At 36.3% G+C, this 23,721-nt stretch carries 25 protein-coding genes; 6 read left to right on the top strand and 19 right to left on the bottom strand.

The features are described from left to right. Position 1 precedes the first annotated feature (1 nt). The gene (locus tag KFE94_05995; protein UTW67661.1) at positions 2–1,330 is read right to left on the bottom strand and encodes a hydroxymethylglutaryl-CoA reductase, degradative; all 1,329 of its coding nucleotides are present in this window, start codon (positions 1,328–1,330) and stop codon (positions 2–4) included. A 99-nt stretch (positions 1,331–1,429) separates the two neighbouring features. Then, positions 1,430–1,981 carry a hypothetical protein gene (locus tag KFE94_05990; GenBank protein UTW67660.1) on the bottom strand — a complete coding sequence of 184 codons (552 nt, stop codon included), beginning with the start codon at positions 1,979–1,981 and terminating at the stop codon, positions 1,430–1,432. 168 nt (positions 1,982–2,149) lie between these two features. Here KFE94_05990 and KFE94_05985 point away from each other — a divergent pair, with 168 nt between their 5' ends. From KFE94_05985 to rsmA, 4 genes are all read left to right on the top strand, one after another. Further along, the gene (locus KFE94_05985; GenBank protein ID UTW67659.1) at positions 2,150–4,171 is read left to right on the top strand and encodes a thioredoxin domain-containing protein; all 2,022 of its coding nucleotides are present in this window, start codon (positions 2,150–2,152) and stop codon (positions 4,169–4,171) included. A 10-nt stretch (positions 4,172–4,181) separates the two neighbouring features. Continuing rightward, positions 4,182–5,060, top strand: coding sequence for a hypothetical protein (locus tag KFE94_05980; protein ID UTW67658.1), 879 nt, complete (start codon positions 4,182–4,184; stop codon positions 5,058–5,060). Between the two features lie 63 nt (positions 5,061–5,123). Beyond that, positions 5,124–5,423 carry a DUF4286 family protein gene (locus tag KFE94_05975; GenBank protein UTW67657.1) on the top strand — a complete coding sequence of 100 codons (300 nt, stop codon included), beginning with the start codon at positions 5,124–5,126 and terminating at the stop codon, positions 5,421–5,423. Continuing rightward, positions 5,424–6,206, top strand: coding sequence for a 16S rRNA (adenine(1518)-N(6)/adenine(1519)-N(6))-dimethyltransferase RsmA (rsmA, locus tag KFE94_05970; protein UTW67656.1), 783 nt, complete (start codon positions 5,424–5,426; stop codon positions 6,204–6,206). It abuts the gene before it with no gap. Between the two features lie 69 nt (positions 6,207–6,275). On the opposite strand, the gene KFE94_05965 is transcribed toward rsmA, so the two are convergent. The 3 genes from KFE94_05965 to KFE94_05955 form a co-directional block, all read right to left on the bottom strand. Then, positions 6,276–6,563, bottom strand: a complete 288-nt coding sequence (locus KFE94_05965) for a F0F1 ATP synthase subunit epsilon (protein UTW67655.1) — start codon at positions 6,561–6,563, stop codon at positions 6,276–6,278. Between the two features lie 14 nt (positions 6,564–6,577). Continuing rightward, positions 6,578–8,086, bottom strand: coding sequence for a F0F1 ATP synthase subunit beta (locus tag KFE94_05960; GenBank protein UTW67654.1), 1,509 nt, complete (start codon positions 8,084–8,086; stop codon positions 6,578–6,580). Positions 8,087–8,318: 232 nt separating this feature from the next. After that, a complete protein-coding gene (locus KFE94_05955; GenBank protein ID UTW67653.1) occupies positions 8,319–9,185 on the bottom strand; it encodes an outer membrane beta-barrel protein in 867 nt (288 codons plus the stop codon). A 237-nt stretch (positions 9,186–9,422) separates the two neighbouring features. Between KFE94_05955 and KFE94_05950 the strand changes: the two genes are divergently transcribed. After that, on the top strand, positions 9,423–10,412 hold the full coding sequence (locus tag KFE94_05950; GenBank protein ID UTW67652.1) for an aspartate-semialdehyde dehydrogenase: 990 nt from the start codon (positions 9,423–9,425) through the stop codon (positions 10,410–10,412). 16 nt (positions 10,413–10,428) lie between these two features. Here KFE94_05950 and KFE94_05945 read toward each other — a convergent pair whose 3' ends face one another. The 12 genes from KFE94_05945 to KFE94_05890 all read right to left on the bottom strand — a co-directional run bounded on the left by KFE94_05945 (position 10,429) and on the right by KFE94_05890 (position 21,033). Beyond that, on the bottom strand, positions 10,429–12,258 hold the full coding sequence (locus KFE94_05945; GenBank protein ID UTW67651.1) for a hypothetical protein: 1,830 nt from the start codon (positions 12,256–12,258) through the stop codon (positions 10,429–10,431). Positions 12,259–12,560: 302 nt separating this feature from the next. Continuing rightward, the gene (locus tag KFE94_05940) at positions 12,561–13,115 is read right to left on the bottom strand and encodes a hypothetical protein (protein ID UTW67650.1); all 555 of its coding nucleotides are present in this window, start codon (positions 13,113–13,115) and stop codon (positions 12,561–12,563) included. A gap of 83 nt (positions 13,116–13,198) precedes the next feature. Next, positions 13,199–14,470, bottom strand: a complete 1,272-nt coding sequence (gene serS / locus KFE94_05935) for a serine--tRNA ligase (protein ID UTW67649.1) — start codon at positions 14,468–14,470, stop codon at positions 13,199–13,201. 177 nt (positions 14,471–14,647) lie between these two features. Continuing rightward, entirely contained in the window at positions 14,648–14,911 is a 264-nt protein-coding gene (rpmA, locus tag KFE94_05930; GenBank protein UTW67648.1) for a 50S ribosomal protein L27, read from the bottom strand. A 19-nt stretch (positions 14,912–14,930) separates the two neighbouring features. Next, positions 14,931–15,413: a 50S ribosomal protein L21 gene (gene rplU / locus KFE94_05925; protein UTW67647.1), complete on the bottom strand. Its 483-nt coding sequence runs from the start codon at positions 15,411–15,413 to the stop codon at positions 14,931–14,933. Positions 15,414–15,583: 170 nt separating this feature from the next. Continuing rightward, a complete protein-coding gene (gene creD / locus KFE94_05920; protein UTW67646.1) occupies positions 15,584–16,948 on the bottom strand; it encodes a cell envelope integrity protein CreD in 1,365 nt (454 codons plus the stop codon). A 57-nt stretch (positions 16,949–17,005) separates the two neighbouring features. Further along, positions 17,006–17,308, bottom strand: a complete 303-nt coding sequence (locus tag KFE94_05915) for a transcriptional regulator (protein UTW67645.1) — start codon at positions 17,306–17,308, stop codon at positions 17,006–17,008. Between the two features lie 21 nt (positions 17,309–17,329). Next, positions 17,330–17,956, bottom strand: coding sequence for a hypothetical protein (locus tag KFE94_05910; GenBank protein UTW67644.1), 627 nt, complete (start codon positions 17,954–17,956; stop codon positions 17,330–17,332). An 81-nt stretch (positions 17,957–18,037) separates the two neighbouring features. Beyond that, positions 18,038–18,832 (bottom strand): alpha/beta hydrolase, encoded by a 795-nt coding sequence (locus KFE94_05905; protein ID UTW67643.1) that lies wholly within the window; start codon positions 18,830–18,832, stop codon positions 18,038–18,040. Positions 18,833–18,933: 101 nt separating this feature from the next. After that, positions 18,934–20,166: an alpha/beta hydrolase gene (locus KFE94_05900; GenBank protein ID UTW67642.1), complete on the bottom strand. Its 1,233-nt coding sequence runs from the start codon at positions 20,164–20,166 to the stop codon at positions 18,934–18,936. After that, complete coding sequence (locus KFE94_05895) at positions 20,163–20,756, bottom strand: hypothetical protein (protein ID UTW67641.1); 594 nt, start codon at positions 20,754–20,756, stop codon at positions 20,163–20,165. The genes KFE94_05900 and KFE94_05895 overlap by 4 nt, the downstream gene beginning before the upstream one ends. Position 20,757: 1 nt before the next feature. Next, positions 20,758–21,033 (bottom strand): DUF2089 family protein, encoded by a 276-nt coding sequence (locus KFE94_05890; GenBank protein UTW67640.1) that lies wholly within the window; start codon positions 21,031–21,033, stop codon positions 20,758–20,760. A 173-nt stretch (positions 21,034–21,206) separates the two neighbouring features. Here KFE94_05890 and KFE94_05885 point away from each other — a divergent pair, with 173 nt between their 5' ends. After that, complete coding sequence (locus tag KFE94_05885) at positions 21,207–21,980, top strand: methyltransferase domain-containing protein (protein ID UTW67639.1); 774 nt, start codon at positions 21,207–21,209, stop codon at positions 21,978–21,980. On the opposite strand, the gene KFE94_05880 is transcribed toward KFE94_05885, so the two are convergent. After that, entirely contained in the window at positions 21,977–23,089 is a 1,113-nt protein-coding gene (locus KFE94_05880) for an MBL fold metallo-hydrolase (GenBank protein UTW68222.1), read from the bottom strand. The two genes, KFE94_05885 and KFE94_05880, sit on opposite strands and share 4 nt — an antisense overlap. A gap of 84 nt (positions 23,090–23,173) precedes the next feature. Further along, a complete protein-coding gene (locus tag KFE94_05875) occupies positions 23,174–23,695 on the bottom strand; it encodes a helix-turn-helix transcriptional regulator (GenBank protein UTW67638.1) in 522 nt (173 codons plus the stop codon). Between the last annotated feature and the right edge of the window lie 26 nt (positions 23,696–23,721).

Here is a 23,721-nt window from a genome sequence, read left to right as displayed (position 1 = left end):
TTTATTGAGCAGATTTGGTAGCTCTAATCTCGTTGAATTTGTTCACGATGTCGTTGTGTCTTGGTACTTTATCCTTAAAGTAAATTTTAAAGAAATCTTTTTCTTCATCTGTGGCCCCAAGATTATTTAAAACATTCAATAGGTGCATTTTCATATGCCCTTTTTGAATTCCTGTGGTTGTTAAAGCTTTAAGCGCACCAAAATTTTGCGCCAATCCGGATGCTGCAATGATCATCATCAATTCTTTTGCACCTGGGTTACCAAGAAGTTGATAAGCAAATTTTACCATTGGGTGTAATGTAGTTAACCCCCCCACGGTTCCTAAAGCCATTGGGATATCCAACCAAAATTTAAATATTCCATCTTTGACTTCACAATCGGTTAAAGAACGATATTGACCTGATCTGGAGGCATAAGTATGCGCAGCAGCTTCAATAGCTCTGAAATCATTACCTGTAGCGATAACAACAGCGTCAATACCATTCATGATTCCTTTATTATGTGTAGTCGCTCTGTATGGTTCAATTCGTGCCACATGAATAGCTCGTTCAAATTTTAAAGCAAACTCTTCTCCAGACATACCTTCAGTTGCAAGTTCTTCCACCGGACAACTTACTTCTGCTCTTACCAAACATTCAGGTGTATAATTAGATAAAATACACATGATAATCTGAATCTTTTTTTCTTCTTCCGTGAAAAGGTCAGAAGCTTCGATTTCAGATTTTAAAGTCTGTGCAAATTGTTCCAAACAAGTATTGATGAAATTGGCTCCCATGGAGTCAATGGTTTCAAAGTTTGCTTTGATTTGATAGTAATTTGGCTCTTCATAGTTTTTGTTGATCAACATGATGTCAGTAATGCCACCACCACGTTTTCTCATATTGGCCGTAATACCTTCTGTATCTTGATAAAACTTATCTTTTATAGAATTGAAAAACTTTAAAAGTTTGTCATAGTCACCATAATACACGAAGTGTACATGTCCAATTTTCTTAGTTGAAATGACTTCAGCTTTAAAACCGCCACGTTTCATCCAAAAACTTGCAGCTTTTGCAGCCGCAGCAACAACCGAACTTTCTTCAATGGCCATAGGGATAACGTACGTTTCCCCGTTGATTAGGAAGTTTGGTGCTACGCCAAATGGCAGATAGTAATTGGTAAGTGTATTTTCAATAAATTCATCATGAACTTGTTGAAGTTTAGAGTCCGCATTCCAATATTGTTTTAGAACTTCTTTTGCAGATTCTTTATCAGAAAAATATTGATCAAGTACCCAATCAATTTTAGCTTCTTTGGTAAGTTTCGAAAAACCTTTTATTGCTTTTGTCATTGAATTTTTTTTCGATGAAAAACGATTTGTGAAAATCAATAGTATACAAAAGTAGGGTTTTGACAAATTTTAACGGACACGCAAAAGGATAAATACGATTTAATTCATTTCGGTTTTTTCCACAACCCGATAGCCCCAAATACCTTCGGTGAAAACATATGTAATAGATTTATGATACCGGATTTGGTAGTAGTCAAAGGTCCTGAATTTAGGGTGATGTTCAAGCGCATTATCTTCAAGTTCAACCGTGATAATGGTGTATTCTTGAGATTCCGGGACATGAACCTCTGTGATTTGATAAGTCTCGCTGGATGGTTGTCCGGTAAATGTTAGATTAAGCAAAAGAAAGAAACCGGTTAATATCGGGCCGATCCCTACAATATGTGCTGTAATCCAATAGGTGTATTCTAACCAAACGTATTTGATGATAAACTTGTATGGAATTAAAGTGCCGGTTAAGGCGAAAAAGAGATACCATTTGGATGTTTCTACCCATGTGATTTCTGTTTGAAAATAGGCGTTCCAAATGAGAAATAAACCAACAAACCAAAATCCGGCAATCGAAGGAGCCACCCATGATGGAATATCTTTTTTCTGTTGTGGAGAACGAAAAGCAGATGATTTGTCTTTAGATATCGTAATTTGAGACATAAAAACCATAGGTTTGAATCTTGGTTGTCGTAATTTCGACCTTTCATTTTAATGATTCAAATGAAGAGATTCAAGATCAAAAATATCAACGTTTATTTAGTTAGCATATTATTCATGTCGTCCATGTTGTTTGAATCATGTATCAGTCAGACTCAAAATAAACCAAAGATGGAACAGCATAAATATACGAACCATTTGATAGATCAAACAAGTCCATATTTATTACAACATGCACATAATCCCGTAAACTGGTATCCATGGGGTGAAGAAGCTTTACAAAAAGCGAAAGATGAAAACAAAATAATATTGGTAAGTGTTGGGTATTCTGCTTGTCATTGGTGTCATGTGATGGAGCATGAGAGCTTTGAAGATAAGGAAGTTGCGGAACTCATGAATACACATTTTGTATGCATAAAAGTAGATCGTGAAGAGCGTCCGGATATTGATCAAATTTACATGACTGCGGTGCAACTTATGACCGGTAGTGGGGGGTGGCCATTAAATTGTTTTGCCCTACCTGATGGACGTCCGTTTTATGGGGGAACGTATTTCCCAAAGACTCGTTGGATGGATATTTTGGAAAAGCTTGCTATTGAGTACAGAGAAAGACCTGAAAAAGTAGAAGAATATGCGAACCGTTTGACAGAAGGAGTGATTCAAAGCGATGTGATTATCAAGAATAATGAACCTAAAGAATTCCAAATAGAGACTTTGGATGAGATGGTAGTTCGATGGAAAAATAGCTTTGATAAGTTGGAGGGAGGTGGGAATCGTGCACCTAAATTTCCATTGCCAAATAATTATGCTTTTTTGATGAGGTATGCCGCATTAGGTCATCACGAATATGTGGATGAGCAAGTGAAACTTACATTGGATAAAATGGCATTTGGGGGAATTTACGATCAGATTGGAGGTGGATTTGCCCGTTACTCTACAGATAAACTATGGAAAGTGCCACATTTTGAAAAGATGCTTTATGATAATGCGCAATTGATCTCTTTGTATTCTGAGGCGTATACCAGGTATCGAAAAGATTTATACAAAGATGTGGTGGATCAAAGTATAGATTTTTGTTTAAGAGAATTATACAAGGGAGATGGGATTTTTTATTCTGCTTTAGATGCGGACAGTGAGGGTGAAGAAGGGAAATATTATGTGTGGAAAGAAGACGAATTGAAACAAACTCTGGGTGATGATTCCAGTTTAGCAATTGCGTATTATAACATTGGTCAAAAGGCGGATTGGGAGCATGGGAATAACATCCTGTTGAGAAATAGAGCAGATGCGGAGATTTTGGATGAATTTGACATTTCTAAAGAGGAATTTGACATCAGAATAAATCGCATTAATAAGAAACTGTTAGAGGTAAGAGAACAACGAATCACACCTGGTTTAGATGATAAAAGTTTGACCTCCTGGAATGCCCTAATGTTGAAAGGTTTGGCTGATGCTTATATTGCTTTTAACGATGAACGTTATTTAGAAATTGCAAAGCAAACGGCTCTATTCATTGTAAAGACTCAACGTAAAAAGGATGGAGGATTACATCATAATTATAAAAATGGGACATCAAATATTAATGGGTACTTAGAGGATTATAGTTTTTCTATAGAAGCGTTGATCAGAATGTATGAAGCCACTTTTGATGAAAGTTGGTTAGATGAGGCAAATGAATTGATGCAATATACTGTTGCTCATTTCTATGATGAAGAAAGTGGGATGTTTTATTTTACGTCTGACCTAGATCCTAGCCTGGTCGCAAGAAAAATGGAGTTGAATGATAATGTCATCCCGGCTTCAAATTCAAGTATGGCAAATGCTTTGTTTCTTTTAGGAACGATATTGGATAATCAGGATTATCTGGATAGAAGTAAAGTGATGCTGAATAATGTGAAACTTCAAATGACTGAATATGGTTCGGGGTATTCCAATTGGGGAATCTTAATGTTGAAGGAAATTTATCCGTTATATGAAATTGCAGTGGTAGGAGAAATTGCACAAACCAAGCGAGCGCAAATAGAACAATATTATATTCCAAATAAAATTGTTTTAGGAAGTACAAAACCCAGTAAATTGGCGTTACTAGATGGGAAATACGTAGATGAGGAAACGTTGTATTATGTATGTGTAAACAAAGCGTGTCAATTACCAACATCCGATTTAGGAGCAGCTTTAAAGCAAATAAAGTAGGAAATAGTAGATGAGAATAAATACAGTGAAACAACGGGAGTGGGTTGTTTTTTTTCTGGTTGTCTTAATGAGTTGGGGAGTAGATTTTAATCTTAATGCCCAGCAGTATGCCAGGTCTTTACCTGCACAAGCAAAAACATATCCCTTTTTTAATTCTGATTTTATACGACAAAAGAGGATTAAAACCATTAAAACGGAGGTGATGTATAAGTACCCGATGCAGAAGATTAGTTTTTCTGCGGAGAGTATGCGTTACAGTTTTAGCGGGAACGGAGATGTGGAGCAGTGGATTAGTATCAATAGGTCTGGTAATGAGAAAAGAGTAAACTATTATTTATCTAAGGATGGGAAATTAGTTTCTGAACATATTCGTACGTCAAAACGAAATATTTTGAAGTCGTATGTATACGATTCTCATGGGAATGTGATTGAAATTGAACGCATTGATGAAAGTCAGCAAGAAAAGTTTGATCCTGAGAGGTTTTCTTATGAATACTATTCGGATACACAATACAAGAAGTTTTGGCTCAACAACGAAGGTTTGACTTTCAAATACACCATTGTAAATTTGGAAGATGGTATAATCGTTAATGAAACTACCAGATATATTAGAGGTGCAAGCAAAGAGTCAGTGTATTACCACTATGAATCGGGTAAGTTAATTTCATATGCTAAAAATAGTAAGCTGAATACCCGTAGAGAAGTGAAATTTGAATTGGAGTATGATGAATCGGGAATGTTGCAAGTCATGAAGGAGTATCATGATGGGGCGTTGGTACATCGTTTTGAATACCTATACGAGGAAGGGTTGGTTTCGGTAGTGTTGCGTAAGGAGATTAAGAGTCATCAGATTCAAATTACGAAATATTCATATACGTTTTATCGATAATTGTTGCGTCTTCTAACAAGTTGTTTATTAGATATTGTACATTTTTGCAACAAATAGGGTTCAATGATTATATACAATGTAACTGTGAAGATATCCCATGAAAAGCACGATGATTGGGTGAATTGGATGAAAACTGTGCATATTCCTGATGTGATGGCTACGGGATTGTTTGATAAGAATGTATTTTCTAAAGTCCTTGTGGAGGATGAAGAAGGAACCAATTATTCGATCCAGTATTATTGCGAAGATCTGGAAACTCTTCAAAAGTATCAGGATGAACATGCTGAGAAATTGCAAATAGAGCATACGGAACGTTATAAAGATCATTTTGTCGCATTCAGAACTTTGTTAGAGATTCAGTAAATGGACGTTAAGGCAAAAAAGCATTTGGGACAACATTTCCTGACCAATGATCAGATTGCTTATAACATTGCGCATACGCTGAAAGGTAATGGTTTTGATGAGGTGATTGAAATTGGTCCGGGAAAAGGAGTCTTGACTAAAGAACTGATTCCAATTTACAAAGAGAAATTATCTGTCGTAGATATTGATTCGGAGTCTATCGTGTATTTAAAAAAATACTTTTCGGAGTTAGGTGATCGGATCGTTGAAGGTGATTTTTTAGAAATGAAATTATCTGATATCACGGAGGCAAAAATTGGTTTGATTGGGAATTATCCTTATAACATATCAACGCAGATTATGTTTAAGGTATTGGAAAATAAAGATCAAATAGTTGAATGTTCAGGAATGTTTCAGAAGGAAGTGGCTGCACGTTTGGCTTCTCCTCCTGGAAATAAACAATATGGATTAACCAGTGTTTTACTTCAAACCTGGTACGATATAGAGTATTTGTTTTCAGTAGGACCTGAGCATTTTGATCCACCTCCAAAAGTGCAATCGGGAGTGATCAGTATGGTTCGTAATGAACGTAAAGAACTTGATTTCCCGGAAAAATTCTATAAGCGTGTGGTGAAGACGGCTTTTGGCCAAAGAAGAAAAACACTTCGAAATTCGCTAAAATCAGTCCTAAACGAATGTAACGTGGCATTGCCGGAAAAGTTTGAAAAATTACGTCCGGAGCAACTTTCTGTCGATGAGTTTTTAGAAATTACAGGGTTGCTATTTGAGGCAAAGAACAAGTAATTGAGAAATATACAAGCAATAAAAAAGGGAACCAATTGGTTCCCTTTTTTATTTATATTATTTTAAATATTAGTCTAATAAGACAATTACTTTATTACGAAATACTTCAGCAACGCCACCTTTAACGTCTAAAGTAAAACGTTTGTTTTGTGCATCTTCTAAAAAGGTATCAATAGCATCCTCATCTGGAGTCATTGCCTTTACCTGATCCACAGTAATTTTACCCGCACCTAAAGCCGATATCATAGCAGCGTGATCATCTAATACTCCGAAATACCCATCAATACCAGGCATTTCTACGTAAGTAACTTCACCGCTATAAAGCTTTCTTTCTGGTGTTAGAATATCTAATTGCATATTCTTTGGTTTTATTATGCGTTAGCTAACAATTTCTCTCCGTCAGCGATCACCTCTTCAATATTTCCTTTAAGGTTGAATGCTGATTCAGGATATTGGTCTAATTGACCATCCATGATCATGTTGAAGCCTTTAATAGTATCTTCGATTGGCACCAATACACCAGCAAGACCAGTAAATTGCTCTGCTACGTGGAATGGTTGAGATAAGAAACGTTGAACACGTCTTGCACGGTGAACAACTGCTTTATCCTCTTCAGAAAGCTCATCCATACCAAGAATTGCGATAATATCTTGTAACTCTTTATAACGTTGTAAAATCTCAACAACTTTTTGTGCAGTGTCATAGTGCGCATCACCAACAATCTCCGGAGTCAAAATACGAGAAGTTGAATCAAGAGGATCCACCGCTGGATAAATACCTAACTCAGCAATCTTACGAGACAATACTGTTTTCGCATCCAAGTGAGCGAAAGTTGTTGCCGGAGCCGGGTCAGTCAAGTCATCCGCTGGTACATATACAGCTTGTACAGATGTAATCGAACCGTTTTTAGTAGAAGTAATTCTTTCCTGCATCGCACCCATCTCAGTTGCCAATGTTGGTTGGTAACCTACTGCTGATGGCATACGTCCAAGAAGTGCTGATACCTCAGAACCTGCTTGTGTAAAACGGAAAATGTTGTCGATAAAGAATAAGATATCTTTACCACCTTCAGAGCTGTCTGCATCACCATCACGGTAATACTCAGCTAAAGTCAATCCAGAAAGTGCCACACGTGCACGTGCACCTGGAGGCTCATTCATCTGACCGAATACGAAAGCCGCTTTTGAAGTTTTTAATTTTTCAGTATCAATTAAGCTGATATCCCACTTTCCTTTCTCCATAGATTCCATGAAAGCTTCACCATAATTGATAATGCCAGATTCAAGCATCTCTCTAAGAAGGTCATTACCTTCACGAGTACGCTCACCTACACCGGCAAATACAGAAAGACCATCGTGACCTTTCGCAATATTGTTAATCAATTCCTGAATCAATACAGTTTTACCAACACCAGCACCACCGAAAAGACCAATTTTACCACCTTTTACGTATGGCTCAATCAAGTCAATTACTTTAATACCTGTGAATAAAACCTCAGATGAAGTTGAAAGATCTTCAAATCTAGGTGCATCCCTGTGGATTGGAAGTTCATTAGTTCTTTCAAGGTTCGGCATTCCATCAATACTATCACCGATTACGTTGAACAAACGACCGTTAACAGCTTCTCCAATTGGCATAGAAATAGCACTTCCTTTCGGAGTTACTTCCATCCCACGTCTAAAACCATCTGATGCATCCATTGCAATGGTTCTAACAGTGTCTTCACCGATGTGTTGTTGTACTTCAAGAACAATCTCAGTACCATCTGCTTTTTTTACAGAAAGTGCATCGTATAATTTTGGTAATTCCTGGTCGCCTTCAAAGGTAACATCGATTACCGCTCCAATTACTTGGGAAATTTTTCCTATTGATTCAGACATATCTAGTATGCGTTTTGTTTAAAACTCAGTTTCAATTTAAGGCGGCAAAAGTATGTAAATTTCTACGCTGATAATAATCAAAAATCACTTTTTTTATTAAAATGACAATTCTCTTAGGAATGAGTGTTTTATAGAAAAAAAACAAGGCTTGTTTTTGCTGGTTTTAGAGGTAAAAAAAAGCCTGGCTTTTTCACAAAAACCAGGCTTCAATAATCTATGCTAAAAAAATGTTCTAGTAGCTATTAACAAAAGAGATGCCAACTGTGAATGGATAGACCTCCGGCCCACGATTATCTTTAAATAACCCTTGCGTAGAGTAAGTTGCATAAAGGTTTACACCTCCATATCCAACAACAGCTCTTAAGTCCAGCAGGAAAGGATTGGCATTATAACCACCATTATATTTTTCTCTTGTTTTATGCCCATCGTAGTAGTGTTTAACACGATACGCTTCGAAAATTTTAACACCGCCAACCACTCCGGCTCCAATTCTAAATGCATGCGATGGGTTTTTATTGGTATTGAAATGAATCATTGCAGGTGCAGTAATATATCCTGTACGAAATCTGTTTCTGACCATTGTTACTCTATGATCCTGAAAACCGGTAGTTATCCCATCACTATCTTTCGTCAGTCGGTAGTTGTTGGCCAGTGAAAAGTTTTTGGCCATATATCCTAAGCCAGTTGAGAATTTCACGTATTCACCAACAATTCTCATATCTACTTCAAATGGGTTGATCGCCCAGTTAATAGAGTTAGATACTATTGGATCAAAAAACTCAAGTCCAGGTGGAATATCAGTATTAAATTCTTCAGTATAACTTACTCCGGTAAAACCAATTTCGAACCCTTGCCAAACTCTGTTTCTACGAGAAGACCACATACTAATGGTAGTAGAAGAACTGGTGTGTTTTTCTGTGCCTGATTCAATTTCCTGGTCTTTTATAATGATAATTTTTTTACCATTCATTCTTACTTCAGAAGTATCTTTTTTATAGGTTACTGGTTCTGGAATTTCAGGTACGGTATTGGTTTCATTTTGCCCAAAAGCAGGATATAGCAGAGCTAAGCAAATAAACGTTGTAAAAATATGCTTCATGATTATAGTTTTAATAGTGTATTACAATTGTCTTTGTACGTTTTAGATTTTGACTTTGTTAGTTAATAGACTTGTGCAATTTTTTTAGTGTTGCACTACGCATAATATTTTTTTAATGCGGTCGTTTTTGCGAAAATGATTTGTCAGCGTAATGTCAATGTTTACAAATGTTTAGAAGGTGTTTTTAAAGTTTTAAGAAGTAAAAATAAAATTTAATATTGCACGAAAATTTATAATATGAAAATTGCAGTAGTAGGCGCCACCGGAATGGTGGGCAGAGTGATGCTCCAATTGCTTGAGGAGCGTAATGTGAACGTAGATACCTTATTACCTGTAGCTTCAAAGAAGTCTGTGGGTAAGGAAATTACCTTTAAGGGTAAACAGGTGAAGATTGTATCTATGGAAGATGCTGTTGCTGCAAAACCTGAAATCGCATTGTTTTCTGCCGGTGGGGATACCTCTTTGGAATGGGCACCAAAATTTGCGGAAGCAGGTACAACCGTTATTGATAATTCCTCAGCCTGGAGAATGCATCCGGATCACAAGTTAATTGTACCGGAAATCAATGCGGAGATTTTAACTTCAGAAGACAAAATCATTGCTAATCCAAATTGTTCAACCATTCAGATGGTGATGGCACTGGCTCCTCTAAAAGTGAAATATGGGTTAAAAAGAGTGATCGTATCTACATATCAATCTATTTCCGGAACCGGGAAAGCTGCGGTTGCGCAAATGGAGAATGAGCGTAATGGAGTGAATGGAGAGATGGTTTATCCATACACCATAGATAAGAATTGTTTACCGCATTGTGATGTATTCATGGATAACGATTATACCAAAGAAGAAATGAAGTTGGTGAACGAACCACGTAAAATTTTGGATGACGATCAAATAGCCATTACTGCTACTGCAGTAAGAGTCCCGTTAGAGGGGGGGCATTCGGAATCTCTTAATGTAGAGTTTCACCAGGAGTTTGACATTTCTGATGTAAGAAAAATGATTCACGAAACTCCCGGATTGGTTTTGCAAGACAATCCAGCAACAAATACCTATCCGATGCCTAAATATGCGCATCATAAGGATGAAGTTTTTGTAGGACGTCTACGAAGAGATGAAAGTCAACCGAAAACTTTAAATATGTGGGTCGTTGCAGATAACTTACGTAAAGGTGCGGCTACGAATGCGATTCAAATCGCTGAACACTTAATTACGGAAGAATTAGTTTAAAAATCATAAGAGGGGATCAAACAGAATCTCCTCTTAATTTTCTATAACGTTTTCGCGCTTCAGTAATAAATACAGAATCCGGATAATCGGTCATTAGAAGTAAATAATACTCCATTGCTTTTTGCGAATCATCAAGATGCATTTCATATAATTGACCCAGTAGAAATATTGCATCATCTCCTAAAATATCGAAAGCATAACCGCCATAAAGTGTCTCTAGTTCTTTAGCAGCTTGTTTGTAGTTTTTCTGAGCGTAATAGATGTGATACTTCTGCATCAATGTTTCGTCAGACAACATATGTCCTGGATAAAAAGATTCGAGTGTATCTAAAACTAATAGGGCTTCATCGTAATTTTTCTGAACCATCAATAAATCAGCCTTTGCATATAGTTGCATTGGATGTAAATTAGTATCAATAGTTGTATTGTCTGTAATTAGATTGGATAAATACAATGCGTCATTACTAATCAGTTTAGATGTCGATCCTTTTAATACATCAAGCTTGGCTGCTGCCCAGGCAAAATCTCCATTGTAATAATATACTTTAGCAGCTTTTAATTTGGCAAGATCTCCAAGTTCATCATATTTAAAAGCTTTTTCTGCCTGCATATAATAAAGAACGGCATCCCAGATTTGATTTTCAGCCAATAGATAATCTCCCAAATCAATTTTAGTAAGCGCAATTTCTCTTTTGCTTATACCCCGGGTTTCCACTACTTTTTCTAACCATTGGATAGCTTGTAAGTTTTGATGTAGTTGTTGTGAATAAATCTCTGCAAGTTCCCGAACAGATGACGCGGTATAATCTGCAATACCTAAAACATCTAATGTAGCGAGGTATTCTTCTGAAAGCGTTTCATATGTTTCTCTTTCTGTACTTAGGTTTTGATCCAGTACGTTTTTCTGTGTAGATAAAATCTCCACTTTGGCTGTTTCATAATAAGGTAAATGGTCACCTTTATCAATTACTGTTTGATAAGCCTTTTGCGCGACATTATAGTGCGCATTGTTGTTGGCTAATCTTGCAAAATTGATCAAACGGCTTCCATTTTCTTTAAATCTTTTATCCAGACTTTTAACCTGAATATAAGCTCCAGAAAAGTTGGATTGTTGCAAATTCAACCAAATCAGCATTTCGGCATATAAAGTATTGTCGGGATGTTGATTTGTTTTTTGCAAAAGCTTTTGCTTGAGTAGTGTGGTATTGTTGTTCGTTTCTGTAAAATCAAAATTTCGATTTAATAAATTCTGTACTGTTTGTAGGTAACCCGGATTAAATTCTATGAGCTCCAAATACAGATCAATCATATTCTCATAATCCCCAATAATTCCATATAAGTCAGCCATTTGCGGGTAGTATGAATAAAAACCGGAGATATATTTTTTACCCACTTCGTAGGCTTTGATGGCATATTCCGGTTGATTCAATTGTGTAAACAAGTAAGCCACCGGAATGATCTCATTTTGTCGCCCGGGTAAATCCCGAATGACCGTTTCCCATGTGGCTTTGGCGGATGTTTCGTCTTTAGCTTGCCAGTATACATCTCCAAGAGTTACTCTCAACGCAAAACGATTAGGTCTGCGTTTAATCTCTTTCTTTAAAGCTTTTTCTGCAGATTTATAATCTTTCGCATTAACTAAAGCAACAATGTACTTATCGAAATGACTGATGGATTTTGATTTTTTGTAAGCTTTTAAATAATATTCAGCAGCCTTGTCAAAACTATTTTGCTTAAAATATTGCTCTGCGATCTGGTAATCATTTCCAGTTTGAGCCACAAGGTTTGATGTCCATGAAGAAATCAGGAAAAGTGCTGAGAAAATGATTATTTGTAAATATCGCATGTGCTATTTGGTCTATGTCACAAAAATAATGAACTCCATGAGAATCATCTTCTAGTGAACAGGATTCATTATCTCTTTTTAACGCTTAGGTAGACGATGTAACTCAGATAAATCAGGAGCAGAATGATTCCTGTGATAATAGCATAGTATTGCTCAGTACTTATGCATGGAGGGCAATCGGAAGAATCGGTACATGGCACACAATGAATCCAGTTTTGGTTGAAATACCCAAGAACAAGGAGTTCTAGAGAAAGGAATATTAGGGTGATTATGAAACTGACTCTGGATATTTTCATATCCTCTTAACGGTAGCCTTGATTTTGTAATTCAGTAATTACAGAATCGATAGATGTGGTCATGCCATCATATCTGTTGATGGATTTAGTCTCCCAGTCGGATAATACTTTAGTAGTATTTTTAATTTTTTCTACTGCTTTTTGTTCCCCATCAAAATATTCTTGATAAAGGGAATCCGTGAAAAAGCCATTTTCCACATCATTATGCAATTTTTCCAATTGACTTTGAGAATAGGTGATTTCCGATTTTAGACGATCTGCGCCTTTGATGATTTTGGTCATCAGTTTATAGTTCCTGTAATACACATCAATAAATCGTGCACTTTGGAAATTGGTGTCGTGGAAATTTTGCTCTAAAAAATCAAGCTGAGTTTTAGCGTTGGTTTTATAGGCCTTGATTTTTTCTAAATCCAGTGTTTTGAATTCTTTATTACAGGAGTCTACCTGGGTTTGTAGCTTCCCAATAGCCAATGTTTTTTGTTGCGTTTTTTCACTTACGCATGAAATGATGGCGCTCGAAAAGAAGAGAACTAAAATGAATTTTGAAGAAATAAGTCGCATAAAACAAAAGTATTGCAATTTCTATTGATCACGATGGATCAAAATAAGAAGTTGGTATGCGCCTAAACGCATACCAACATTCATTATGATATCATGTCAAATCCTGTATATTTAGCTAATGCTTTTGGAATTTTGATTCCATCAGGAGTTTGATTGTTTTCTAGTAGCGCAGCTAAGATTCTAGGGAATGCTAACGCAGAACCATTTAGCGTATGTACCAATTGAGGTTTCCCGTTTTCATCTCTGTAACGACACTTCAAACGATTCGCCTGGAAAGTCTCAAAGTTAGAAACAGAACTTACTTCTAACCATTTATCCTGTGCGGCAGAATATACCTCAAAGTCATAAGTCAGAGCAGAAGTAAAGCCTAAATCACCTCCACATAATCTTACAATTCTATATGGTAATTCTAATTTTTCAAGTAGTGTTTTTACATATTCGACCATTTCTTCTAAAGCTTCATAAGATTTAGAAGGGTGAACCAGTTGCACAATTTCTACTTTATCAAATTGATGTAATCTGTTTAAACCTCTTACATCAGAACCATAAGATCCTGCCTCACGTCTAAAACACTGAGAATATGCGGTGTTTTTAATCGGTAATTGATCTGCATCCAGAATAACATCACGGTAAATATTGGTCACTGGAACTTCTGCCGTAGGGATGAGATATAAATCATCGGCACCTACGTGATACATTTGACCTTCTTTATCTGGTAATTGGCCAGTTCCGTATCCACTAGTTTCATTAATCAATAAAGGTGGTTGAACCTCGCGGTAGCCCATTTCTGTAGAATTATCCAAAAAGAAGTTGACCAATGCACGCTGAATTCTTGCGCCTTTTCCTGTATATACCGGAAAACCTGCGCCTGAAATTTTAACACCTAATTCAAAATCAATCAGACTATATTTTTTAGTCAATTCCCAATGTGGCTGTGCTTCATCATGAAGAGTTGGAACGGTGCCCGCAGTGAAAATTTCTACATTATCTTCATCAGAATTACCTTCAGGTACAATTTCATTTGGGACATTAGGAACCTGATATAGTAATTGCGTAAGTTCTGTTGAATAATTATTGAATGTTTCTTGAAGCTGTTTAGATTCTTCCTTCAGTTTTGAAGTTTCTTCTTTTAATGCATTGGCTTCTGCACCCTTTCCTTGCTTGAAAAGCATACCTATTTCTTTAGCCTTAGCATTCGAAGAAGCTAATGTCTCGTCTAATTTTTTTTGGGTTTCTCTACGGTTTTTATCCGTGTCAATGATTTTATCAATAATCTCAGCGGCATCCAGATTTCTTAGTTTTAGTCTCTGGATGATGAGATCTTTATTTTCTCTGATATATGGTACTTGAAGCATTTTTGATCGAATTTGTAAAACGGTATGACAAAGTTTGATGCGTCATCAAAAAAAGGGTAAAATTAAATATCTGTTTTAACCCGTCATACAGGAAAGTGAGATTAAATATTCTTGTTTAATGCAAAAAAAAATCCCCGACCGAAGCCGAGGATCTTATTTTATGAAATAAATCAACGACTAGTTCTTCTCAGTTGGAATAACCGAAACGTATGATCTATTGTTTGCTTTCTTAGTAAACTTTACAGTTCCATCAATTAGAGAGTATAAAGTATCATCTTTACCGATACCTACGTTATCTCCAGGGTGATGTTTTGTACCTCTTTGACGTACAATAATATTTCCAGCAATGGCAGCTTGTCCACCAAAAATTTTCACGCCTAAACGTTTACTTGCTGATTCACGTCCGTTATTAGAACTACCTACACCTTTCTTATGAGCCATGTCTTAATAGTTTTAAATATTATTTGTCTTCTTTCTTAGCAGCTGGCTTTTTAGCAGCAGCTTTTTTGGTCTCAGCTTTAGGAGCGGCTTCTTTCTTAGCAGCGGCCTTTGGTGCAGCTTTTTTAGGTGCAGCTTCTTTCTTCGGAGCTGTTTCTTTTTTAGCAGCAGCTTTAGGAGCAGCTTTAGCGCCTTTCTCGTTAATCGCCTCGATTTTTACTGAGGTTAAATACTGACGGTGACCGTTACGTACTTTATACCCTTTTCTTCTTTTTTTCTTGAAAACGATTACTTTATCGCCTTTTACGTGCTCAAGAACGGTAGCTACTACTGTAGCACCTTTTATAGCTGGGGCGCCAACATTTACTTTTCCTCCGTTATCGATTAGTAAAACGTTATCAAAAGTAACTTTTGATCCTTCTTTACTATCTAAACGGTGAACAAATACTTGTTGATCTTTTTCAACTTTGAATTGTTGCCCTGCCATCTCTACGATTGCGTACATTATTCTGTTGTTTAAATTAGTATTCCCAAATATGGGGATGCAAAATTAATTAAAGAATTGATTTGGGCAATAGTTTAAATGTGATTAATAAATGTTTGATATTAAAATGATTAAAAGCCTTCCCGAAAGGGTTAATAAGTTGGGAAGTGCTTTTAATCGTAAATTTAGGGTTAAGCTGATTTGTAAAAATTAATATTTCGGGTGGCATACATCACTATAGAAAGAATGACGAATAAACCGATACTTCCCATAAGCAGCGCGTAATCTTCAGAATTAAGAACAAAGAACATAAAGCAATAAATACCTCCCAGGCCTGCGGTTAGAAATGATGCCATTTTACCACTTTTAAAAATGAATGATGAGTACATGCCAATTAATCCGGCAATCATTACTGTTGAAATGCTATAGGCGATGTTAAACCCAAAATGTTCAGAAATGGAGAGTAAGAGGGAATAGAATAAGACCAATGCTGCACCCACCAATATGTATTGAAGTGGGTGAATACGTTTGTTGTTAGCAATTTCGATAAAGAAAAATGCCAGAAAAGTGAGTAGTATGATCAAACTTGCGTATTTGGCGGATCTTAATGATTTTTGATATTCGTCTACGGGTAAGATCAGATCTACACCAAAATCAGAATTATTGATATGGTAATTGCTATTCACCCATTGTTGTGGGTAGTTTCTGTTTAAGTTGATTACCTTCCATTGACATACAAATCCGGAATCATTGACGTCATGACTTTGTGGTAAAAAGGCTCCATCAAATTTTGGTGAAGGCCAGTTTGAGTTGAGATCAACAGTGGTTTGTTTACCAATAGGTGTGAACCGTAAATTACTGCTTCCGTTTACTTGAAGGCTATATGAAAAAGAGATGTTTTCGAATGCTCTGGATATCGTGAATGTGCCATCTTCATTTTGATTTCTTTTTTCAGGAATATTAATAATGGTATGTACGCCTGAATTAATCATCTGGGCATTTTCTACACCTGGGTTCATAGGGATTTTATCTCCATCCCAGTTGAGTTGAATTACGTCTGTTAGTCCACGGAGATCACTAATACCAATCGCAATTTTAGCTTCTTCCCAGATCATATCTTCATCTTCCAGATTAAGGCTGGATAGGTCAAGTTTATCGAATTGACCGGAAACTTTTAGATCGGTATCATAGAGTATGATGTCATAAATTCCACGGTGTTTTTGATGTGGATTCACTGCTCCGTCAATAAGCACTTTAGAAGGAAGAAAGTGTGCAAATTGTTTCACTTTTCGAAGCTTTCCATCTTTGAAAACTTCGCTTTCATATGGAATAGTTAGAATGGGTCCGGTGATGGTTTGACTTTGACCCCATTTATTGCTGACTTCGTTTACTGCACCATCTCTGGCATATGAGCGCTCACGAATAAGAGATTGAATCATCGATTCTGGAATCAATAGAATGACGATTAAAAAACCGATGGTGATCATTTTGAGCATGATGGAGGTTTTGGCCCAGTGGCGCGCTTTGTCTACAAATCCGTTTTGTTCGTTTTCCATAGTGTTATATTTAAAATTAAAGTACTTTGTTTTTCAAAGTATATGAGTAAAAAAAATTTAGCTTGAGGTGGCTTTAATAATTTCTTCTAAACCTTCCAGGTGACTATTAAATGCCTTTTTCCCCTTAGAAGTAATGACGTATTTGGTATTTGGTTTTTTGCCAATAAATGATTTTGAGATTTGGATGTAGTCCAGTTTTTCAAGCGCGCTGGTATGACTGGCTAAGTTACCATCTGTCACTTCCAATAGATTTTTAAGTGCCTTAAAATCCAAAAAATCGTTCACAGCAAGTGCCGACATGATCCCCAAACGGATCTTGTTGTTGAATGCTTTGTCTAATTTTTGAATCGGATTGTTCATGGCAAAAATTGAGGCGCAAATTTATTGTCCTTTTTCGTATTTGAGATACATTACGATCCCATAAATAATATGTAATACTCCAAAACCGAAAGCCCAAAAGAAAAGCCCATACCCAATAAAGTAAGTGGCAATAAGACCTATAATGATTTCAGATATTCCTAAATATTGAATGTCTCGAAGGGTGTATTTACTCGCATTGATCAAAGCCAGACCATAGAAAACCAAAGTGCCGGGAGCCACAATAGCCACAAAGCCTTTGAAAAGTAAAATACTTAGAAATATTCCACCCGTTGCGAGCGGAATAAATAAATGGAGTAGTAATCTCTTAGTTGTTTCATCCCAAATTTGTCGTCCATGTTTTCTAGCCATTTTTTGAGTAAAGAACATTCCGGCAGCTATACTTAGGAATAGAACACCAGCACCAATCATGATGAGTTTGAAAAGAACTATTTTAGGTAAGTAAGTGACAAACGCTCTTGAAAAATAGGCGTCAAAATTATAAAGAACGCCCCAGGCCAAATACGCTCCAATTAATGCAAAAGTACCAGCCAGGACCCCTGACAATCCACTTAGAGAAATAAAACGAGATGATTTTTCCATCATGTCTTTGATGTCGGCCAGGTCTTGGATGTATTTTTCTTTTTCCATTTTCAGAGTGCTTTGAATTACAAAGTAACATAGAAATATTCGAATTATTATAAAAGCAGGGGAGATTAATCTAAAAAAACGTTAATACACCAGATCCAAAAAATCCTTTACGGCTAGAAATGTGGCTTTTTTATTTTCAATAAACCCCATATGTCCGGTATTTTTTAATACCGTTAAATATGATTTTTCAGGAAGTTGGGCTTGTTGTATGAGTTGTTCTACAGGAAGTACAGGGTCTTGATCGCCCACAATAAATTTTACTGGGAAGGGGGCAAAACGTAAAATGATTTCTCTGTCTGATCGATCTCTCATTCCGCCTAAAGAAGCGATGATACTTTGAATCCCCATCGTATTTGCTCTTTTGATTAGGGTGGAAATACTCTTTTGATATTTGACTCTGTTTTTCTCAGTAAATAATAAAGGGATGGAATTTCGAACAAAGGATTCTTTGTTACGTTCAACCAATTTAATCGCACGATTTCGATTGATCTTTTTTTCGTCAGAATCAGAAGCGGCAGAAGAAAAATACATGATGAGTCCTTTAATGATATCCGGATACAATTCTGCAAAAGCCAAAGCAGCATATCCTCCCATAGAATGACCTACCAACACGATTTTTCGAATACCTTCTTTTTTTAAAACCGCATAAATACTTTCGGCCATCATTTCCATGGAATGATTGTAACCGAAATTATCAGATTTACCATGTCCGGGAAGATCAATACAAATGGAACGAATATGTTTGGGAAGATGGGTTCGATAATACTTCCACATATCCGATGACTCTAGAAAACCATGTAAGAATACTACGGTACGACCTTTTCCAGTGTCCGTATATCTGATTTTACCTCCTTTAAACTCAGCAAACTTTGTCACGTTCCAATTTCAAAATTGAGGTTTCAAAATTAGAACGTGATTTTTCTTAGAGAATATCCCGAAGGTGTTTGTTATTCACCATTTGTAAACAATATGTGAATTTACCAGATCACTATTTTTTCCCGAATTTGAGAGGTTGAAGTTTCCGCAGAAATGATGTAAACCCCAGATGAAAGAGTGGTTTTGTCTATTTGTATAGAATGATGAGCGCTTGTAGTTCGTTGCAATATCTTTTTTCCTGAGATATCATATAGTGTAAAACTATACGATGTTAAAGGATTCGCAAGTTGAATGGTGATTTGAGAGTCGTTTTGCCACCAGCTTATTTGGGGGAGAATTACCGGTTCGGATTTAATATCTGTGGAGATACAGCTATTTTGATTTTTCCAATTCAGTATCGAGTTGATGACTGTAGAATCAACATTAGGATGTGTTGAACTCGTCATGTAATGATTAATTCCGGGTAAATACACAACATCTGTATTCGTACCTGTCAAAGCATTTTCCATTTTTTGCGCATCACTGATTGGAACATTTAAATCGTCCATACCATGAATGAATAGTTTGGGTACGGTTACAGTTTGATAGTTGGAAATTGCCATTTGTGAAATTTGAAGCCAGCCTTTCCAAAAATCAGGATATCCTCCCATCAAAGGGGTGTTGGGATTCCATGAATTGTTCGCAATAAGATTAAACGCGTTTAAAATCTGAGTATAATTTTGATCACCCGTTGCAGTATCATGATTACAGGTATAATAAATGTTGCGAATTTGCATGGCTACCAGACTATCAATTCTAGAAGAAGAGCCTCCCAAACTGATTAATGACTGTATATCTGTGCGATTTAAAGCTACAATAGGGATGAGATTTGAACCTTGGCTATGCCCTAATAACGAAATACAATTGGTGTCAATTTTTGGTTGTGTTTTAACAAAATCTACTGCAGAGTGAATGTCCGTAATAAAATCGTCTAATGTGATGCTTTTGAGATCGATTTGCGCACCATAGGTATAAGTTCGTTTGTCATATCGTAGTACAGCATAGCCATTGGCAGAAAGTTCTTGAGCCAGATCTTTGAAGTTTTCGATTGTAGCATTTACTAAATTCGGGTAAAGACATACCGCATTTGCTCCGGTTAAGGTGAGCGTTTGATTTCTATCATTAGCTCCGGAACCATGGACTAAAATTATGGTCGGAAAAGGCCCTGTTCCTGACGGCATAGATAGAGTCCCTTCTATGGTGAAATTATCACTTGGGAATGTAATATTAGTTTCCTGAGAAATGGAAATCTGAAAGCATCCAATAATAGCTAAAAGTGTAAGAAAAGGTTTCATATGGAGACATTAAAAAGGATGATTAAAGTTTTAGAGATGACCTCGGATAGTAAGACACCAGCAGCAAACATGATAATATGCGTAGTTGTTTTAGTATTACATGCGGTTTTGAAGCCATTATATAATAATGTAATTACCCATACTATGGCCATCAATGTAAAAATCGCAAATACGATAAAGAAAACGAATTTAAATTGCGGGATGTCCTCTATGGAAATTTGGTTTTGAGATAATGCGATAACAAGATCTGAAGCCTGAATAATATCACCAGATATATTAAAGATAGGTAAAAGGTAAAAAGGTATTCTTGCGATCAGGATGGTCGTAATAATATCAATTAAGCGTGTTTTCGAATTGATGTACTTCCCGAGTCCAAATAGAATAATGATAGATGTAGTCGTGTTGATTAGATTATCCAGGATGACCGCTGCGAAATTGGTGTGATGGGTAAAGTGTAAATCTAAAAAGCCATCGAAACGTGCATTTAAAGTTCCACCAATAAAAGAACCAATAAGCATGGCAAATACTCCAATACTTAGCAGTTGATTTTCCTGTAGTTTTTCAAATGGATTTATAAGAATCTTAAGCATGTTATTGATCGTTTTGAAGTTGGTTTAACTTTTCTATAATGTCATCTAGTTTGTTTCTTACCGTAGGGTAACTTTTCTCCATTTTTACTGCCATTTTTTTCAGACTGCCGCTATTTAGAATGAATTCAGTAACAAATGTGAGTTCCTCTGGAGTTAACTGTAGGAGAATAGGTAATGAGTAACTCCCCATGATCTTGGTTTCACACTGACCACAGGTCAATTCACTCACATCTAAAGTGCCACTACAACTCGGGCATTGAACCGGAAGTTTTTTCATTTTGTTGAATTAATTTTACTCAAAACTAAATAAAATTTATTTTAAGTTTAATAAAATTGATTTTTTATTCGTTTTTATAAACAACAGCGGTAAGTAGTTTTACATTATTATATTTGTGAGGAATCGGGTTAACCTGATGATATCCAGTAGATCAATTCTAAAAATGTAATTGAATGGATTTAGTAGAATCGAATTTTAACATTACCCAACGCCACCCCTGGGAATTATCACGTTCATCAATTGTTACAGAACTTATTCAAAGGTTTGTGAAATCAGATCGGAAGAAACAAATTCTGGATGTGGGAAGTGGTGATGCGTACGTTGCAGACGGATTTACCAGAGCATTAAATGCGGAATGTAAATGTCTGGATATTGGTTATACATCTGATTCGATGCAGAAAATTGGCGCGTTATATAATAATCCCGATTTGAGTTTATATGAAGCATTAAGTCAGGTGTCTCCTAAGAAAGAGATGGATGTTGTCACTTTGTTAGATGTGATAGAACACGTACCAGATGATGCTGCTTTGATAAATGAAATTATTTCCAGTGGATTGGTTGGAAAAGAGACTTATGTATTGATTACTGTTCCGGCATATCAGAGTTTATTTAGCCATCATGATGCTTTGTTAAAGCACTATAGACGGTACGATATGAAGTTGCTGCGAAATACCACGGATAAATGTGGTTTGGAAATCATTTATGGAGGTTACTTTTTTATGTCTCTGATCCCTCCAAGGCTGTTACAGGTAATCAAGGAAAAGCTGAGTCCTAAATCCGAGGAAGAACTTCAACATTTGGGTAATTGGGAAAAGTCCGAATGGCTTACAAAAACCATTCAGACAATTTTATTAACTGACTATAAAATAGGAGAGTTGTTTAGAAAGTTGAGGATACATATTCCCGGACTTTCATGTTTTGCTGTTTGTAAATTAAAACCCACTTAAGGATTTAACCACCACTGTGTGTGATATGCAGAATTCTGCGCGTCCACCTGTATAAATTCTCCGATCCTTGGTGTGATAATATTTAAACCTAGTTCATTAGACTTTTTCAGAATACGTTCCACTGGATCGGTCCAGGAATGCAGCGCCAGTGAAAATGCACCCCAATGGATTGGCATCACTTTTTTTGCTTGAAGATCCTTACCAGCTTGTGCAGATTCTTCAGGCATCATGTGAATTTGACTCCATTTTTCGTTGTATTGTCCGCATTCAACCATAGCCAAATCAAAAGGCCCATATTTCTCTCCGATTTCTTTAAAATGAGGACCATAACCACTATCCCCACTAAAATAAATTTTATGATTCGAGCCATTAATAATCCAGGAGCCCCATAGAGTTCTATTGCGATCTGTTAATCCTCTACCTGAAAAATGACGCGAAGGAGTAAAAACAAATTCGAGAGAATCTATATGGGCGTTTTCCCACCAGTCTAATTCAATGATATTCTCCGGTGCAATCCCCCATGCCTGAAAGTGAGCACCTACCCCAAGAGGAACACAGAACTTTTGAGTTTTTGATTTAAGCTTTTCTATAGACCCATAATCCAGATGGTCGTAATGATCATGTGAAATAACGATGGCATCTATATGTGGAAGTTTTTCAATCTCAATAGGTAATGACGTGCTATATCTTTTGTTTCCCAACATAGGATGTGGTGCAGGAACATCTCCAAACATTGGATCCAATAAGATGTTTTTATTATCGATTTGTAGTAAGAAAGCCGAGTGTCCAAACCAAATCAATCGAGGTTCATTTTTGTCTTTTTCTAAACTTAATGAATCTACGTGTTCTACTGGAATATTAAAGTCAGGTTCGCGGTTAGGAGTCCCCAGAATAAAATCCTTCATGGTTCCCAACATATCTCCAACCTTTAAATCAAGATTGGTTTCAATTTGATTTAGGAATTTCCCTTTTTCGTAGTGACCGGTTTGTTCATAAGCGTTCTGTTTTGCTTTAGAATACTTGCCTCCAAATTCTGGACTTATGTTTACAAATAGAGCACCGATAATGACGATGAGACCAATAATGGATAAAAGTACAATGCCGATCATTTTTATAGATTTAATTATGATTGATTTCATTTTTTGATTTTTTATATAAGTGAGTAATTACTTTTTTAGTGATAAAAAAAATAATTACAGGTCGTATTTATTTAAAAGTGCTGTTTGTACATCTAGTAGATTTGTATTCTTTTTAAGTAAAATATTTGTGGCTACACCATCCAATAATATTAGGATGAGATCAGCCTCTGCTGTAGGATTTGGATAACCTAAATCTTTAAATGCCTGAATGAGAATGTTTCTGACAGGTTTTGAGCCGGAATGATCATATACCTCTGCTTGCCATTTTAAAGCATACATCAGTTTCCAATAGGAAAACTCTTTAGATTCGATTTGAAAAGGAAACAAGATGATACTTTTTATGACCTTTTTCGGATCATCATGAATCAACACTTCTTCATACATTTTTTCTGCCTTTTCCATGGCCTGATCCATAATGGCATTCAAAAGACCTTCTTTGTTTCCAAAGTGCCGGAAGATAAGCCCTTCTGATACTTCGGCAACTTTCGCAATTTTGCTGGTAGAAGTTGCATCATACCCCTTTGCAGCAAAAAGCTGCAAAGCCACATCTAATATTTTTTCTTGCTTTTTAGTCACAGTGTTGTGAGTAATTACTTACAAAA

The sequence above is a fragment of the bacterium SCSIO 12643 genome, from assembly GCA_024398135.1.
Classification (GTDB): domain Bacteria; phylum Bacteroidota; class Bacteroidia; order Flavobacteriales_G; family Salibacteraceae; genus CAJXZP01.
The sequence above is the reverse complement of the archived record's forward strand: the minus strand, read 5'-3'. Positions and strand labels throughout refer to the sequence as shown.

Bases quoted from the DNA above. Each gene is read 5' to 3' on its own strand.
- rplU (UTW67647.1), bottom strand. From the start codon at position 15,413: ATGTACGCAATCGTAGAGATGGCAGGGCAACAATTCAAAGTTGAAAAA.
- KFE94_05965 (UTW67655.1), bottom strand. From the start codon at position 6,563: ATGCAATTAGATATTCTAACACCAGAAAGAAAGCTTTATAGCGGTGAA.
- KFE94_05950 (UTW67652.1), top strand. From the start codon at position 9,423: ATGAAAATTGCAGTAGTAGGCGCCACCGGAATGGTGGGCAGAGTGATG.
- KFE94_05885 (UTW67639.1), top strand. From the start codon at position 21,207: ATGGATTTAGTAGAATCGAATTTTAACATTACCCAACGCCACCCCTGG.
- rsmA (UTW67656.1), top strand. From the start codon at position 5,424: ATGGACGTTAAGGCAAAAAAGCATTTGGGACAACATTTCCTGACCAAT.
- KFE94_05895 (UTW67641.1), bottom strand. From the start codon at position 20,756: ATGCTTAAGATTCTTATAAATCCATTTGAAAAACTACAGGAAAATCAA.
- KFE94_05910 (UTW67644.1), bottom strand. From the start codon at position 17,956: ATGGAAAAAGAAAAATACATCCAAGACCTGGCCGACATCAAAGACATG.
- KFE94_05975 (UTW67657.1), top strand. From the start codon at position 5,124: ATGATTATATACAATGTAACTGTGAAGATATCCCATGAAAAGCACGAT.
- KFE94_05960 (UTW67654.1), bottom strand. From the start codon at position 8,086: ATGTCTGAATCAATAGGAAAAATTTCCCAAGTAATTGGAGCGGTAATC.
- KFE94_05900 (UTW67642.1), bottom strand. From the start codon at position 20,166: ATGAAACCTTTTCTTACACTTTTAGCTATTATTGGATGCTTTCAGATT.
- KFE94_05880 (UTW68222.1), bottom strand. From the start codon at position 23,089: ATGATCGGCATTGTACTTTTATCCATTATTGGTCTCATCGTCATTATC.
- KFE94_05890 (UTW67640.1), bottom strand. From the start codon at position 21,033: ATGAAAAAACTTCCGGTTCAATGCCCGAGTTGTAGTGGCACTTTAGAT.
- KFE94_05945 (UTW67651.1), bottom strand. From the start codon at position 12,258: ATGCGATATTTACAAATAATCATTTTCTCAGCACTTTTCCTGATTTCT.
- KFE94_05915 (UTW67645.1), bottom strand. From the start codon at position 17,308: ATGAACAATCCGATTCAAAAATTAGACAAAGCATTCAACAACAAGATC.
- KFE94_05990 (UTW67660.1), bottom strand. From the start codon at position 1,981: ATGTCTCAAATTACGATATCTAAAGACAAATCATCTGCTTTTCGTTCT.
- KFE94_05980 (UTW67658.1), top strand. From the start codon at position 4,182: ATGAGAATAAATACAGTGAAACAACGGGAGTGGGTTGTTTTTTTTCTG.
- creD (UTW67646.1), bottom strand. From the start codon at position 16,948: ATGGAAAACGAACAAAACGGATTTGTAGACAAAGCGCGCCACTGGGCC.
- KFE94_05940 (UTW67650.1), bottom strand. From the start codon at position 13,115: ATGCGACTTATTTCTTCAAAATTCATTTTAGTTCTCTTCTTTTCGAGC.
- serS (UTW67649.1), bottom strand. From the start codon at position 14,470: ATGCTTCAAGTACCATATATCAGAGAAAATAAAGATCTCATCATCCAG.
- KFE94_05955 (UTW67653.1), bottom strand. From the start codon at position 9,185: ATGAAGCATATTTTTACAACGTTTATTTGCTTAGCTCTGCTATATCCT.
- KFE94_05985 (UTW67659.1), top strand. From the start codon at position 2,150: ATGGAACAGCATAAATATACGAACCATTTGATAGATCAAACAAGTCCA.
- KFE94_05995 (UTW67661.1), bottom strand. From the start codon at position 1,330: ATGACAAAAGCAATAAAAGGTTTTTCGAAACTTACCAAAGAAGCTAAA.
- rpmA (UTW67648.1), bottom strand. From the start codon at position 14,911: ATGGCTCATAAGAAAGGTGTAGGTAGTTCTAATAACGGACGTGAATCA.